Consider the following 15,273-nt stretch of genomic DNA (forward strand, 5'->3'; position numbering starts at 1 on the left):
GTTAATCGTTAACTGAAGACTACGAATTTTTCGCACCACTAAATCATTGGTATAAAACATTGGCTTTTCACCTCCTTCGTCGAAGACAAAATAACTTAAATTTTTTGAAAGTCAATAATTACGATGAATTTATTAGATAGAGTTTTGCAAGCGGGGCGGTTCATTGAAGTGGAGGAACGGACATTGTATGCTGTCCTGCTGTCAGCCACTTAGCGCAACGTTCCAAGGGGGATGGCGGCTGGGCTGACTTACAGTGTCCAGCAGAGGCTCCAGGTCAATGATGCAAGGTTACTTCAAATCAATGAACTGACAGACAGTTTATAAGACGCCGCATTTTATGGTACATTTTACTTGTGCAACTAATTGGAAGATGAGGAGGGTGTTGTTTCATGGAAGTATGGGTTCCGTATGAGAAAGTCCGAAATCACCCTCCTGATTTTAAAATAAAATATCGTATTTATTCCGAAGACGAGGGCGGACGGAAGCTTCCTGTGTTTCAGGGGTTGCGTTGTGATTTTGCATATGACGGAGATGACATCAAAGAGACGGGCATATTTGCAATTCATCCTGAATTTGAAGATGAATGCGGAAACATTATTTTAGACAGAAATCTCCCGGTGCCCAAACAAGGCACTGCAACAATGTGGATACTTTTCCCCGAGATGAGACGAGAAGTTCACATAAATCGAATTAACGTTGGAGTCATTGGCTATTTCATGGCGGGTTCAAGAAGGTTGGGACAAGTCGAGGTGATTGAGATTCTTGGCTTGAATACGAACGCGGAGAAATTAAGCTAAATGATACCTCACCACTCTATAAGAAGTGAGATGATTAAGGTGCATGAGTTTGTTGTGGGAGGTAAAGAAGGTGGATTTGTAAAAATTATCATTGAAGAGGTATACGGTTTCCCGAAAATGACAAGTCATTTGGGTGGATATGACGCCAAAGGCACGGTAGAAGCACAAACCGGATTGCTTCATTCTGCTGAGGAATAGGGCATACCCCAAAGCATAGCCTTAAAACTTGCCGTTGCACAGCACGGGGAACCGTACCATAAGTAACGGCAAGTTTTCCCGCCACAAGTTTTCAGGCTGCTCTCAACAGAGACTCACCAACGAATAATTCATTCTCAGGACAGATAAGGCTTGTGTACTGTCTAGTAGGGAAACCGAAAGGCATGCGGGAACAGAAGGGGCGAGGTTTCGCTCCTTTTTTGTTGTTGTTCTGCTGCATGCTGCTCCACGTACCGCCGGAGGCTTTCACTCCCATTTCTCGACGGGTCTATGTCCTTTTATTCCTTCGTTACGCCTATCCGGTGGGTGAGGGCCGATTATCATTGGTGGGTTTACACAAAATTATTGACAGACCCTTACATCACAGGATGATGTGTTATATCTAGAGCATGCTACAAGACCGTTTCAGCAAGTCGATACATGCCTTCCTCGATAAGCCTTTCGTCTACCTTGGCAAAGCCCAATACCCACCCTTTGCGTCTACTCTCCAAACAATAGGAATGAAGCTGGTGTACCCGAACTCCGCCCTGAAGTGCCCGAAGGGTCATCGTATCCTCGTTAAACGATTCATCTGCTTCCAATAGTACATGCAAGCCGGTTTCAATCCCCCGCAAGGTGAACTTATCTCCGAGACCACTGGCTGTAATCGCCTTTTGCATGACTTCATGACGACGTCTATAAATATTTCTGGCTCGTCGCATATGGCGCATAAAATACCCATGCTCGATGAAGTGTGCAAGTGCCACTTGTTCCATGATCGGGAGGTGGCGATAGGTGAATGCTTGCACGCGAGCCAGCTGTGCAATGGCTTCGGCAGGGCCAACAATAGCGGATATGCGAATGCCTGGCATGGTCAATTTCGAGAAACTCATTAAAAAGAGACAATTTTGTGGAAGTTGGCTAAATAAAGTGAGCATCGGATCTCCACGGTACCGGAATTCACTGTCATAATCATCCTCGACTATCCATGCACGTTGCTGAGCGGCTCTATGTAAAAGCTGTTGCCTGCGTGGTTCTGATAACATTACACCAACGGCACACTGATGAGCCGGGGTCACAAGTATGAGCTTCGCGTCAGCGGGCACCTTCTCTATGACAAGGCCGTGCTCATCAACCGGAACTGGAGTAACCTTCATTTTCCGGTATTTCATCGTCATCCAAGCAACGGGATAGCCTGGGTCCTCGACGGTTACGGTATCTCCTTTGTTCAAAAGTGTTTGTGCAATGAGATCAATACTGTGCTGGGCTCCGGATGTTAGCAAGATTTGATCCGTTTGCACATGAATCCCGCGTTCTAGCGATAAATATCGTTGGATTTGTCGGCGTAACGGCTCAAAGCCATAAGCATCCCCGTAAAACCAGGAAGAAACATTGGATTGGGAAGAGGCATTCAAATACGATTTGCGCCACGCTTTTAACAACTGCGTATCAACAAAAGGTTGATAGGGACTAAAATCAATGACCGATTCCTGCTTATCCTTACTTCTAAACCAGTGTTGGGACTGTTCGACTAGCAACGGCAGTTCAGGAAGCTGTGGCGGATCAAGCGAGAGAGCGCATTTGTCAATGATCTGAAACCAATCATTAACGCGTGTCCCCCCGCGTCTCGATGTTACCGTATAACCACGGGTTAGCAGTTCATCATACACAATTTGGATGGTGGAGCGGGACACTCCCAACTGCTGAGCGAGCTCTCGAGTGGGCGTTAATAGCTGTCCTGGCTTCCAGACACCATTGGTAATATGATCGATGGCCTGATCGAGCAATTGCTGCCATAGGGGTCTTTTATCGTCCCGGTTTACTTCCAGCAATTTGATTCCCCCGTTTAGAATGAAGTGAGATTAAGTCTCTTTTGGATTGCTCAGATACATATGTATTGGACGTTTGTAACCAATCCACTTATTGATATACTAGCATAGTGTTTTTCTTCTTTGCAATGCTATACAGTTTTCGCATAGTGAATGGTCGATGCAGTTTTATATCTTGATTCGTCTCCCGCAGGAGTGGAGGATGATTGGGATAACTTGTTGATCAAAATCTTGAGCGAGGTGATTTAAATGGCATCTATCGAAATTCTTTCATTAAATGTGGGCATGCCAAGGGAGGTCCAGTTTAAGCAGAAAGACGTTTCCACAGGGATATTCAAAACGGCTACAGACAAAGCTTTATATCTATCTTATCTAAACTTTAAAGGGGATGGGCAGGGCGATCTTGTTCATCATGGAGGCAAGGAGAAGGCTGTATGCGTCTATCCCTACGAACATTATCCATTTTGGGAGAATGAATTGAAAAGACCGTTAGAGTACGGGGCATTAGGGGAAAATTTGACGATAAGAGGTTTGTTGGAAACCGATGTCTGCATTGGGGACGTTTTTGAGCTTGGTAAAGCAATCGTTCAAGTTAGTCAGCCGAGACAGCCTTGTTACAAGTTGACGATCAGGCACGGTGTACCGGATATGCTCTTGAAGGTACAACAAACGGGCTACACGGGATTTTACTTCCGCGTTCTAGCAGAGGGGGTTGTCTCTAAAGACGACGGACTATCGCTTCTTCATCGTCATCCCAAGGAGATTACGGTTTCATTTGCCAATCGGATTATGCACCGGGAGAAGGATAATATCGAGGGCATCAAACAAATCCTCGAAGTGGAAGAATTGTCCTTGAATTGGAGAAATACATTTCTAAAACGATTGGCGGGGACCGAGACGGATTCTCGGGAAAGACTGACAGGCAACACGTAGGGCAATGAATCTGGAATGCCGTCTGTCCATGCAGAAAGGAATTGAATCTATAATGAATCGTTCTCGTTCTGAACAGCTTTACCAGGAAGCACTTCAGCACATCGCTGGTGGCGTAAATCCGACTGTCCAAGCGGTACGATGGCCGGCTACCCAGCTTCAACCGTAGCCGGCATAACTTGTCTGGAGGTTCATCTTCGAAATACTAAGCTTGGTTTCTGACGACGGCCCATACAGAACAGGATATCGACGGCATGCTTGACAAGCAACCCGTAAGTAGCGAGGAGGGATCTAATGAATCTGAAAAATCGTCTGTCCACGGTTAAACATCGCATCCGCGAAGCTTGCGGGCGATGCGGTAGAAGCGAAGAGGAGATCCAGATCATAGCAGTGACGAAATATACGACGATGAAAACCGTGGAGCAAGTATTGTTGTCCGGTATAGGCCATGTCGGGGAAAGCCGTACGCAAGAAGCTCGGTCTAAATATGAGACCTTCCATCCACGAGGAACGTGGCATTTTATCGGTCATTTGCAAACCAATAAAGTAAAAGATATTATCGGTAAATTTGAGTATATACATTCATTAGACCGCTTATCTTTAATGAAAGAAATAGAGAAGAAGGCTGCTGATTTGAATACCGTCGTAAATTGTTTTATTCAGGTTAACGTTTCGGGGGAGAAGAGCAAACAAGGACTTTCTCCGGAAGCTTTATTTTCATTTGCGCAGGAAGTTTCGCGGATGAAACAGATTCGAGTCGTGGGGCTGATGACGATGGCCCCCTACGAGCTCGATGCCGAAGCGACTAGACCGGTTTTTAGAGAATTGAGACGATTACGCGATGAACTTAATGCAAAAGATATTTTTTCCTATCCCGTGCAACATCTTTCTATGGGGATGTCCAATGATTTCGAAGTTGCAATCGAAGAAGGGGCTACCTGGTTGAGGCTTGGATCGGTATTAGTTGGAGAGGAATCGATTCAGGGGAAGGATGCTTGACGGTCGTGAACAATCGCTAAACCTTCGGGACGGCCGATACGAGATGAATATTGCGCGACATATTTAAAACGAGAGTTTGCAAAGTGGATCGAGATTATGGATTTGAAATAGACTAACAATCTAAATCGATTGATCTAAAGGGTATTGCTGACGAGATAGCTCATCAAAACCGCCTTTTCACCAAGGCGGTTTTATTTTGGTCAATGATCAACATTAGAATTTACGGAATAATGGGACTTGAGAATCGACTTTGATTTATGGATTGCTCAAATACACTATTTTTGGATATATAGATACAAACCATACTTTGATAAACTGACGTTGTGTTTCACTAATATACTTGGGTATACAGACACAAGCCCGCATTTCCGATCGTACTGTCTTCGCATTGAAAGGCAGGGAAGGTCAGATTAAAGTTCTGGTGTCAGATCAGCCGCTAATATGACCTTGCTTGGTGTCGCGGCACTTTTTGGAGACTTGTCGCAAGGTTAGCTGCCCATATACAAGAATAACAGGAGGCTTGAATATGAACACGAACATGAATACAGGTACAGAGCGGGTAAAAAGAGGGATGGCAGAAATGCAAAAAGGCGGCGTCATTATGGACGTGATGAATGCCGAGCAGGCCAAAATTGCGGAAGCGGCCGGAGCAACAGCCGTTATGGCGCTGGAGCGTGTGCCTTCCGATATTCGCGCAGCTGGTGGAGTGGCCCGCATGGCTGATCCGACCATTGTGGAAGAGGTCATGAAGGTTGTATCGATACCGGTGATGGCCAAAGCTCGCATCGGACATTATGTAGAAGCCAAAGTGCTCGAATCGCTAGGCGTAGATTATATCGACGAGAGCGAAGTGTTGACCCCTGCTGACGAGGTGTTCCATATTAGCAAAAGCGAATTCACCATTCCGTTTGTCTGCGGCGCTAAAGACCTTGGCGAAGCGCTACGCCGTATTCAGGAAGGAGCTGCTATGCTTCGCACGAAGGGAGAGCCGGGAACGGGCAACATTGTGGAAGCGGTACGTCATCTGCGCTTGATCAATGGTCAGATTCGCAAAGTGACGGGGCTGTCTAAGGACGAATTGTATCACGAAGCGAAGTTGCACGGCGTATCGTATGATCTGCTGTTGCAGGTTCACGAATCCGGCAAGCTGCCGGTGGTCAACTTTGCCGCAGGCGGGGTGGCTACGCCTGCCGATGCAGCACTAATGATGCATCTGGGCGCAGACGGCGTCTTTGTAGGATCTGGTATTTTCAAGTCGGATAGCCCTGAAAAGTTTGCGCGTGCGATTGTTGAAGCGACGACACACTACGAAGATTATGCAATGATCGCAAGCGTATCGAGAAATTTGGGGACGCCGATGAAAGGAATTGAAATATCCAGTTTGCGGGAGCATGAACGGATGCAGGAACGCGGTCAGTAACCTCTGGCAGGGCTACTTGTGCAAAAGGAGCTCTGCCAGACGCTCAATCCCTTCTTCAATGGCGGCTTCGTCAACTTTAGCGAAACCGAGTATCCAGCCTTTTCGCTTGCTTTCCAAACCATACTGGCTGAGCGGATAGATGCGAATTCCTTTTTCCAACGCCAGGCTCGTCGCGGTTACCTCGTCAAACGATGGCTCAGCTTCAAGCAGCATATGCAGCCCTGTTTCTGCGCCGCTTAACATGAAGCGTTCGCTCAAACCTGTCGCGACGATGGCTTTTGTCATGGCTGCGTGTCTACGCCGGTATATATTCCGCACTTTTCTCATATGGCGCATGAAGTGACCGCGTTCAATAAAATGGGTGAGCGTTAATTGCTCCATAATTGGAAGATGACGATAAGTTAATTCATGGACGCGAGCGAGCTGACGAATGGCTTCTTTGGGGCCAACGAGGGCCGACATCCGGATACCGGGAGCGATCATTTTGGAAAAACTCAACATATATAACGTGTTCTGAGGCCTCTGACTGAACAAAGTGGGAAGCGGGTCGCCGCGATAGCGAAATTCACTGTCGTAATCATCCTCAACGATCCAAAATCGCTGATCCGCAGCCAAATGCAGCAATTGTTGCCTGCGAGGCTCCGACATAATAACGCCAACCGCGCACTGATGCGATGGCGTAACATACACAAGTCTGGATTCAGGGTGAATACCGTCTACGCATAGCCCGTGCTCGTCGACCGGGACGGGTACAACTTGCATACGCCGGTACTTCATCGCCATCCAGGCAGCAGGGAAGCCGGGATCTTCAACCGATACGGTTGCTCCTTCATGCAACAGGGCTTGGGCGATTAAATCGAGGCTATGTTGTGCGCCTGAGGTCAGCAGAATTTGATCGACCTCCACATGAACGCCTCGTTCAAGCGACAAATAACGCTGAATCTGTTCTCGCAGCGGCAGATAGCCATAGGCGTCGCCGTAGGCCCAACTGTCCAGGTCTGTTTCTGATGAAGCTTGCAAAAAAGATTGCCGCCAATTAGCTAGAAAGTGCTCATCTAAATACGGTTCATGAGGACTGAAATCGATCACATCTCTACCCTTTTCTTTGTTTCCGAACCAGCTATGCAAATGGCCGATGGCGGTGTTTAATAGCGGCAATTCAGGCGGAACAGGCCCCAGGGCTGGAACTTCGTCTGCAGAGTGGGGCTTATACGTCCATTCACTAACTCTTGTTCCGCCGCGGCGAGAGGTTACGGTGTATCCGCGACTGAATAGCTCCTCATACACACTTTGGATGGTTGAACGGGAAACCCCAATCCGTTGCGCGAGCTCGCGGGACGGGAGCAGCAATTCGCCAGGCGGCCATTTTCCGGTCGTAATATTATGGATCGCTTGGTCAAGCAACTGCTGCCAAATGGGACGTTCATCATCTCGGTTCACTTTGAGCATCGGATTCACTTCCAACATTTATTATGGAATTATGGATTGTTCAGATGAATGGTTTATGGATAGTTATTTATAATCCATTGATTGCTATACTATCATGAAAATCATTGCTGTGGCAACGCGTTGGCGGAAAGGAAGATGACTGTGAAATTATTGGAACAACAGGACAAAGCAATTGTGAACGCCATTTGGCAAGAAACAGCACGACAGCGGAATAAAATAGAGCTGATTGCTTCGGAAAATTTTGTGAGCCAAGCGGTTATGGAAGCAACGGGTACGGTACTGACCAATAAGTATGCCGAAGGATACCCGGGAAGAAGGTACTATGGCGGTTGTGAATATGTGGATCGGGTCGAGGAACTGGCTATAGAACGTGCGAAAACCCTTTTTGGTGCAGAACATGTCAATGTGCAGCCTCACTCCGGTGCTCAGGCAAATATGGCGGTTTATTTTGCTTCCGTTGAACCGGGGGATACGATTTTAGGCATGAATCTATCTCATGGCGGCCATCTGACACATGGGAGCCCGGTTAATTTTTCCGGAAGATTCTACAATTTTCTGCCTTATGGTGTTGATGAAGAATCGGCCCGTATTGACATTGAACTTGTGCGAAAACTTGCGCTTAAGCACCGCCCGCGTATGATCGTTGCGGGTGCCAGCGCTTATCCGCGGACGATCGATTTTGAGCCGTTTGCTCAAATCGCAGCCGAAGTAGGAGCGCTATTCTTTGTAGATATGGCGCATATTGCAGGAATTGTCGCGGCAGGATTCCATCCTAGCCCCATTCCTCACGCGCACTTTGTTACGACGACAACGCATAAAACGCTGCGAGGTCCAAGAGGCGGTATCATCATGTGCCGCAAGCCATGGGCGCAAGCGGTGGATAAAGCGATTTTCCCTGGAGTCCAAGGTGGTCCTCTTATGCATGCTATCGCGGCAAAAGCGGTTGCGTTCGGCGAAGCGTTGCAACCGGAATTCAAATCTTATATCGAAAAAGTGCTGGTTAACGCCCAAGTATTGGCGGAGGCCTTATTAAATGAAGGGTTAACCGTTGTGTCGGGAGGTACCGACAATCATATTATTTTGCTTGACCTGCGCCCGATCGGATTAACCGGGAAAGAAGCTGAAAGCATACTTGATGAGGTGGGGATTACGGCGAATAAAAATGCGATTCCTCATGATACGGCAAGCCCGCTCATAACGAGCGGCATTCGCTTCGGGACTCCAGCTATGACAACAAGAGGATTGGGACCCCAAGAAATGAAAGAAATTGCTCGGCTTATTGGACTTGCACTTAAAAAATCTGAGAGTTCAGTTGCCAAGGAGCAAATACGAAGAAGTGTACAGGAAATCACATCGCAATTCCCTTTATATGAAGGTCTACAGGAGGGATGAGCTATGGTCTATACCTATAATTTCAATGCCGGTCCGGGGGCGTTGCCGGCGGAAGTATTACAGGAAGCGCAAGAAGAATTGCGAAATTATCGAGGGATTGGCGCATCCATTCTGGAAATCTCCCATCGAAGCAAAGCATACGAAGCTATTCATCATGAAGCACAACAGTTAATTAAAGAGTTGATGGGCCTCTCTTCAGATTATGAGGTTTTATTTCTTCCCGGAGGGGCAAGCCTGCAATTTTCGATGGTGCCGATCAACTTTTTGACAGAAGGAAAAGTTGCGGGATATATACACTGTGGGACATGGTCGGGAAAAGCAAGGCAGGAAGCGCAGAAAATAGGGCAGACCCTCGTGTTGGCAAGCGGGGAGAAACAAAATTTCAAACAGATGCCCGATCTAAGCAACATGAATATTCCGAAGGAGATGGCGTATGTCCATCTCACATCCAACGAAACGATTGACGGCATACAATGCCGAAGCTTCCCTGATACCGGACATGTCTCTTTAGTGGCGGATATGTCTAGCGATATTTTTTCCCGTCCCATTGAAGCATCTCGATTTTCATTGATATACGCAGGCGCTCAGAAAAATTTGGGACCTGCAGGCGTCACGATTGTCATTGTCCGCCGCTCTTTGCTGGAGCGCATTCCGGAAGCGATTCCCGATGTATTAAGTTATCGCACACATGTCAACCATCATTCGCTCTACAATACACCGCCAGTTTTTTCTGTATATATGGTGAACCTTGTGCTCAGGTGGATTATGAATCAAGGCGGCGTACAAGGGATGGCTGTCCGCAACCAGCAGAAAGCGGAGCTTCTTTATCATGTGCTCGACAACAGCGGCGGATTTTATAAAGGATTGGCTTATAAGGACAGCAGATCGATGATGAACGTTACCTTTCGTGCATCCAGTCCAGAAATTGAAAACAAGTTACTTGTTGAACTAGAGCAGGAAGGATTCATGGGATTAAAAGGCCATCGGGATGCAGGACATTTGCGTGCTTCTATTTATAATGCAGTTCCTTATGAGCATTGCAAAGCTTTAGCGGATTTTTTGTCTGATTTCCAAAAGAGGAACGGCTGAATAACCATTACCGGATAGGCTGCGGAAGAAAGCGGAAGCTGGAGCCATTGATGTCAAATTACCAGAAATTCCGCTGCTTGCTTTGACGCCAAGAGATGCCTTTATGGGGAGGTCGGACTCATTCCCTTTGGGCAATCTGCTGGGCGCAGGCCAAGGCGATTTAGTTAATGGGGGGGGCATCTATTATATGAATCTCAGCGCAAAAAGAAAGGATTCCTGTTCCATAGCGGCATTCGAGCAAGCCAAAAAAGTGATACCTGGTGGGGTAAATAGCCCTGTTCGTGCATTTTCAACGGTAGACTTACCGCCTGTTTTTGCGGCGAGAGGTCAAGGGGCGCGCGTGTTCGATATCGACGGCAACGAATTTATCGATTATATCGGATCGTGGGGGCCTTTGATCCTTGGTCATGCTCATCCTGAAGTGGTAGAGGCGATCAGGGAAGCAGCGTTTTACGGAACCAGCTTTGGCTTGTCTACGGAAATTGAAATCAAAATGGCTGAATGGATATGCAGAAGTATGCCGTCTATTGAAATGGTGCGTATGGTGAACTCCGGTACGGAAGCTTCGATGAGCGCATTGCGTTTGGCTAGAGGTTATACAAAGCGGCAAAAAATCGTAAAGTTTCAAGGCGGATACCACGGACATGCCGATGCGCTATTAATCAAGTCAGGCTCGGGCGCCGCTACCCTGGGATTGCCGGATAGTCCGGGAGTACCCGATAGTGTTGCTGCCCATACACTTACAGCGCCCTATAATAGCTTGGACAGCGTCCGCTTCCTATTTGAACAATATGGAGAACAAATTGCTGCCGTTATCGTCGAGCCTGTTGCGGGCAACATGGGGGTGATCCCGCCAGCTCCCGGATTTCTCCGCGGGTTGCGCGAGATTACGAAGCAGTACGGCAGCTTGCTTATTTTTGATGAAGTGATGACGGGATATCGCGTAGGTTTTCATGGGGCGCAAGGGCTGTATGGAATCGATCCGGATCTCACCTGTCTTGGTAAGATCATCGGAGGCGGGTTGCCCGTCGGCGCTTACGGCGGTAAACGCGAGATTATGGAGCAGGTTGCTCCTGTCGGGTCAATCTATCAGGCGGGCACATTATCAGGCAATCCGCTCGCTATGGCTGCCGGATATCGAACCTTACGATTGCTGGAAGAGCCGGGAGTGTATGAGGAGTTGGAGAGAAAAGCGGCCAATTTGACAGAAGGTTTCTTACAAATGGCCAAACTTGCAGGCATACCGCTCAAAATAAACAGGGTGGGCTCTATGTTTTCAGCTTTTTTTGCTGAGCAGGAGGTTGTTGACTACGATACCGCCAAACGTTCGAATATGCAGTTATTTAAGGCGTATTATGCAGCTATGCTAGAGCTTGGTATTTTAACCGCTCCTACACCATACGAGGTGAATTTCGTATCAACAGCCCATTCAGACGAGGATATCGAAAGGTCGATCAGCGCTTATTATCAAGCATTGATTAGAATCAGCAATAAGGGGTGATCATTCTGGATACTTCTAGCATAAGAAAACTGTTCCCCATATTGGGCCAAAAAGTTAACGGTCATCCGCTCGCTTACCTGGATAGCGCAGCATCGGCGCAAAAACCGATACAGGTCATTGAGGCATTGAAACACTATTATGAACGAATTAACGCGAACGTTCATCGAGGGGTTCACACGTTAGGTTCACGCGCAACAGATGCTTATGAAGGAGCGCGGGCGAAGGCAGCTCGTTTTATCCATGCGGAACGGGTGGAGGAAATTATTTTTACGCGCGGAACAACTTCATCCATTAACCTTGTGGCAAGCAGTTATGCACGAACGGTATGCACAGAAGGCGATGAGATTGTTGTCTCCGCTATGGAGCACCACAGCAATCTTCTTCCTTGGCAGCAAGCAGCAAAGGCGACAGGCGCAGTTTTGAAATATATACCGCTGCAAGCCGACGGGACATTTTCAATCGAAGCGGCGGAAAAAACGATCACAGACCACACGAAAGTCGTATCTGTTTCACATATTTCTAATGTATTGGGTGTTGCCAATCCAGTGAAGCAAATCGCGGCAATCGCCCATAAGCATGGGGCGGTCGTCATGGTAGATGGAGCGCAGAGCATTCCCCATATCAAGGTGGATGTGCAAGAGCTGGACTGCGATTTTTATGCCTTTTCGGGGCATAAAATGTGCGGGCCAACCGGCATCGGAGTGTTATACGGAAAAAGAGCTTATCTCGAGCAAATGGAGCCGATCGAATTTGGCGGAGAAATGATCGATTATGTGGGTCTATACGACTCATCCTGGAAGGAGCTGCCGTGGAAATTCGAAGGGGGAACGCCAATGATCGCAGGCGCAGTTGGCTTGGGTGCGGCCATCGATTTTCTTGAGCAAATCGGCTTGGATGTCATCGAAGCGCATGACAAGCAATTGACCAGCTATGCGGTAGAACGAATGAAACAAATCGATCATTTAACGATGTATGGTCCGGAGGAAGGTCGGTTTGGCTTGGTGACGTTTAATTTGGACACGATCCATCCGCATGATCTGGCTACGGTGCTGGACACGTATGGCGTAGCGATTCGTGCCGGGCATCATTGCTGCCATCCGTTGATGAAACATTTTGGAGCCAGTGCTACGGCCCGTGCCAGCTTTTATTTATATAATACGGAAGAGGATGTAGAGCAACTTCTTTTTGCACTGAACAAAACGAAAAAATACTTTAGGGAAGTGGAATAAGATGAGAATTCATTACTTGCAGCATGTTCCATTCGAAACGCCTGAACGAATATCGGATTGGGTTAAGGACAAAGGCTATGAGTTAACGGGCACTTTATTATACGAAAGCACTAATTTCCCGCTTCAGCCGGAGTTCGATATGCTCGTCATTTTGGGCGGTCCGATGGGGGTGTACGATGAGGAGAAGTTTCCATGGCTTGTCAGCGAGAAGGCGTTTATTAAAGAAACGATCCGGCAGCGGAAGATGGTACTTGGCATATGCTTGGGCGCACAATTGATTGCAGAAGCGCTTGGCGGGAAAGTATATAGCAATCGGTACAAGGAAATTGGCTGGCATCCTGTAAAAATGACGGAAGAGTCTCAGAACTCTGCAGTTTTTAAGCAGTTTCCGCAGGAGTATGTTCCTTTTCACTGGCATGGAGATACGTTTGAATTACCTGATGAAGTTAAGACAGCTGCAATCAGTCTTGGCTGCGCTAATCAGGCGTTCGAATACAACGGCCACGTGATTGGGCTGCAATTTCACCTGGAGAGCAGCAATGACAGCATCAAAAAGCTGATTGAACACTGCGGTGATGAAATTGAACCAGGCACTTATGTCCAACTTCCGGATCAAATGATAGATCAGTCGTCTTTCCTGGCACATTCGAATACCATTTTGGTACATTTACTCGATACATTGGATAAGAACTATCGGGCCAGAAATTGCTTACATATTTGATCCTGACATGACTAGTAATCAACCTGTGGAGTTTTATTACAGACGTGATATTGAGAGTATAGGCTAAACGATCGTACGGTCAATGCCCATACGAAAAGGTATCTGATCGTACTAGATTAAACTCGATGAAATCGTACAGCCCTTTACGTGCTGCGATGATATATTATTCTAACAAGACCGAAGAAAATAAACGACTTCGGCAATATGTCGACCAGTGCTGAAAATATTGTCCGCGTAAGCGGACTTTTTGTTTTGGTTTTATTTCAAATGTAGGGAATGGGATCAAGTTCTTGTCACTAACCTAATTTGGAGATCTCTGACTGATAGGATATTTCAATAATTTTGCGAATACTCTATGAAAAGAATTATTTGCGAAGTTCGTAAATAAGACGTTATGCGAAACCAACGAAAATCATTTAAACAAAACAAACATATTACTGGAGGGATCTCTATGAAAGATATTAACTGTAGCAATTATTTCTGGCAAGATGGAGTAACTAGATTGCGTGCAGTACAACCTGAGGACTGGGAAGAGAAAAAGATATAAATGATGGAGAGGTTACAATATGAATAATGAATTATTGAATGATTTAGTGTTGTCCGTAAAAAGTCAGAATCTTCATGTGCTGAATGTAATTGTTAGACAAGATGGTAATATAATTGCTAAACATGATTTTAAAGAAGAAAAGCCTACTCTCTTGTATTCAGTAAGTAAGACGTTTACATCAATGGCAGTCGGTATTGCTATTAGTGAAGGTTATTTTAAAATTAGTGACCTCGTTATAGACTTTTTCCCAGATATTCAACATGTACCAATAAATGAATATCTAAAAGAGATGACTATTCATGATTTGCTCTGTATGGGAACTGGACATGCAGAATGCCCAGTTATGAAGGCCGATTGGAGTAACGGTAAAGAATGGGATATTTCTCAATTGTTCTTTTCTGAACCGATTATATTCAAACCAGGTACTCACTTTACATATAACAATGCTTCAACATATATGCTTTCAAAAATCATAAGCAGTACTACGGGGAGCAACCTAAATGAATATTTGAATGAAAAAATATTCAGACATTTAGATATACCGAAACCTAAATGGGATACATGTCCAAAAGGAATTTCTCAAGGATTTTCAGGGCTATATTTAACAGCGGAGCAATTATCAAGATTTGGTCAATTGATTCTTGATAAAGGAATTTGGAAGGGTAAGCAACTTATTCCTTCAAGTTATATTGAACAAGCAACATCTGTCCAAATAAAAACCAATGATTTTACCCCGTATTTTGCTACGGCAGACCATCATCAAGGTTACGGTTATCAAATATGGATGAACTCATATTCTAATTCATATCGTATGGATGGTTTATATGGTCAATATGTTGTATTGCTACCAGAGAAGAATGCAGTTATAACATATATTTCAGATGAACCACAAAATATGACAGGGGTTCTTGAACTTACATGGGATGTTTTAATAGAGAAACTATAATATTATTGAGAACTAGGTTTACCCATGATACAGATTCAAGCAAAACAGCTCATCGTTACCAGCTCGTCAACAAGGTTGTCGATGCTGCCCGGGTCGAACTGCTCGGTCGCGTTGATAACCCACCAGTCTACCTCTTTCGTCGCCGTGCTAAAGAGAATATCGACGTTGCGGTGACGCCCGGATTCGAGTACTCGCAGCGGCGTGTCGGCGAGAACGCTACCGGTCTGAG

General features: G+C 46.2%; 13 protein-coding genes and 1 pseudogene. 11 read left to right on the forward strand and 3 right to left on the reverse strand.

From position 1 onward, the window contains the following. Nucleotides 1–389 precede the first annotated feature (389 nt). Both ACE6ED_RS20660 and ACE6ED_RS20665 read left to right on the forward strand, forming a co-directional pair. The gene (locus ACE6ED_RS20660; protein WP_410829298.1) at nucleotides 390–797 is read left to right on the forward strand and encodes a hypothetical protein; all 408 of its coding nucleotides are present in this window, start codon (nucleotides 390–392) and stop codon (nucleotides 795–797) included. 30 nt (nucleotides 798–827) lie between these two features. Continuing rightward, on the forward strand, nucleotides 828–995 hold the full coding sequence (locus ACE6ED_RS20665; protein WP_410829299.1) for a hypothetical protein: 168 nt from the start codon (nucleotides 828–830) through the stop codon (nucleotides 993–995). 410 nt (nucleotides 996–1,405) lie between these two features. Here the strand turns inward: ACE6ED_RS20665 and pdxR (ACE6ED_RS20670) are convergent, their stop codons facing one another. Then, entirely contained in the window at nucleotides 1,406–2,824 is a 1,419-nt protein-coding gene (gene pdxR, locus ACE6ED_RS20670; RefSeq protein WP_410829300.1) for a MocR-like pyridoxine biosynthesis transcription factor PdxR, read from the reverse strand. Nucleotides 2,825–3,070: 246 nt separating this feature from the next. On the opposite strand from pdxR (ACE6ED_RS20670), the gene ACE6ED_RS20675 reads away from it, so the two are divergent. The 3 genes from ACE6ED_RS20675 (at nucleotide 3,071) to pdxS (ending at nucleotide 6,170) form a co-directional block, all read left to right on the forward strand. Beyond that, nucleotides 3,071–3,754 carry an MOSC domain-containing protein gene (locus ACE6ED_RS20675; protein ID WP_410829301.1) on the forward strand — a complete coding sequence of 228 codons (684 nt, stop codon included), beginning with the start codon at nucleotides 3,071–3,073 and terminating at the stop codon, nucleotides 3,752–3,754. A 291-nt stretch (nucleotides 3,755–4,045) separates the two neighbouring features. Next, nucleotides 4,046–4,750 (forward strand): YggS family pyridoxal phosphate-dependent enzyme, encoded by a 705-nt coding sequence (locus ACE6ED_RS20680; protein ID WP_410829302.1) that lies wholly within the window; start codon nucleotides 4,046–4,048, stop codon nucleotides 4,748–4,750. A 538-nt stretch (nucleotides 4,751–5,288) separates the two neighbouring features. Then, nucleotides 5,289–6,170 (forward strand): pyridoxal 5'-phosphate synthase lyase subunit PdxS, encoded by an 882-nt coding sequence (gene pdxS, locus ACE6ED_RS20685; protein WP_410829316.1) that lies wholly within the window; start codon nucleotides 5,289–5,291, stop codon nucleotides 6,168–6,170. 12 nt (nucleotides 6,171–6,182) lie between these two features. Here pdxS and pdxR (ACE6ED_RS20690) read toward each other — a convergent pair whose 3' ends face one another. Beyond that, on the reverse strand, nucleotides 6,183–7,619 hold the full coding sequence (gene pdxR, locus ACE6ED_RS20690) for a MocR-like pyridoxine biosynthesis transcription factor PdxR (RefSeq protein WP_410829303.1): 1,437 nt from the start codon (nucleotides 7,617–7,619) through the stop codon (nucleotides 6,183–6,185). A gap of 141 nt (nucleotides 7,620–7,760) precedes the next feature. Here pdxR (ACE6ED_RS20690) and ACE6ED_RS20695 point away from each other — a divergent pair, with 141 nt between their 5' ends. From ACE6ED_RS20695 to ACE6ED_RS20720, 6 genes are all read left to right on the forward strand, one after another. Next, on the forward strand, nucleotides 7,761–9,011 hold the full coding sequence (locus tag ACE6ED_RS20695) for a serine hydroxymethyltransferase (RefSeq protein WP_410829304.1): 1,251 nt from the start codon (nucleotides 7,761–7,763) through the stop codon (nucleotides 9,009–9,011). Between the two features lie 3 nt (nucleotides 9,012–9,014). Beyond that, nucleotides 9,015–10,100, forward strand: a complete 1,086-nt coding sequence (serC, locus tag ACE6ED_RS20700; RefSeq protein ID WP_410829305.1) for a 3-phosphoserine/phosphohydroxythreonine transaminase — start codon at nucleotides 9,015–9,017, stop codon at nucleotides 10,098–10,100. A gap of 187 nt (nucleotides 10,101–10,287) precedes the next feature. Further along, entirely contained in the window at nucleotides 10,288–11,601 is a 1,314-nt protein-coding gene (gene hemL / locus ACE6ED_RS20705) for a glutamate-1-semialdehyde 2,1-aminomutase (protein ID WP_410829306.1), read from the forward strand. A gap of 5 nt (nucleotides 11,602–11,606) precedes the next feature. Further along, nucleotides 11,607–12,830 (forward strand): cysteine desulfurase, encoded by a 1,224-nt coding sequence (locus ACE6ED_RS20710; RefSeq protein ID WP_410829317.1) that lies wholly within the window; start codon nucleotides 11,607–11,609, stop codon nucleotides 12,828–12,830. 1 nt (nucleotide 12,831) lies between these two features. Further along, nucleotides 12,832–13,551, forward strand: coding sequence for a type 1 glutamine amidotransferase (locus ACE6ED_RS20715; RefSeq protein ID WP_410829307.1), 720 nt, complete (start codon nucleotides 12,832–12,834; stop codon nucleotides 13,549–13,551). A gap of 566 nt (nucleotides 13,552–14,117) precedes the next feature. Beyond that, nucleotides 14,118–15,044 (forward strand): serine hydrolase domain-containing protein, encoded by a 927-nt coding sequence (locus ACE6ED_RS20720; protein WP_410829308.1) that lies wholly within the window; start codon nucleotides 14,118–14,120, stop codon nucleotides 15,042–15,044. 35 nt (nucleotides 15,045–15,079) lie between these two features. Here the strand turns inward: ACE6ED_RS20720 and ACE6ED_RS20725 are convergent. Beyond that, nucleotides 15,080–15,273 (reverse strand): annotated as a pseudogene (locus ACE6ED_RS20725) (carboxylesterase family protein); the annotation flags it as partial.

Source organism: Paenibacillus nanchangensis (assembly GCF_046543445.1).
In the GTDB taxonomy this organism is placed as follows: Bacteria; Bacillota; Bacilli; order Paenibacillales; family Paenibacillaceae; genus Paenibacillus_AQ; species Paenibacillus_AQ nanchangensis.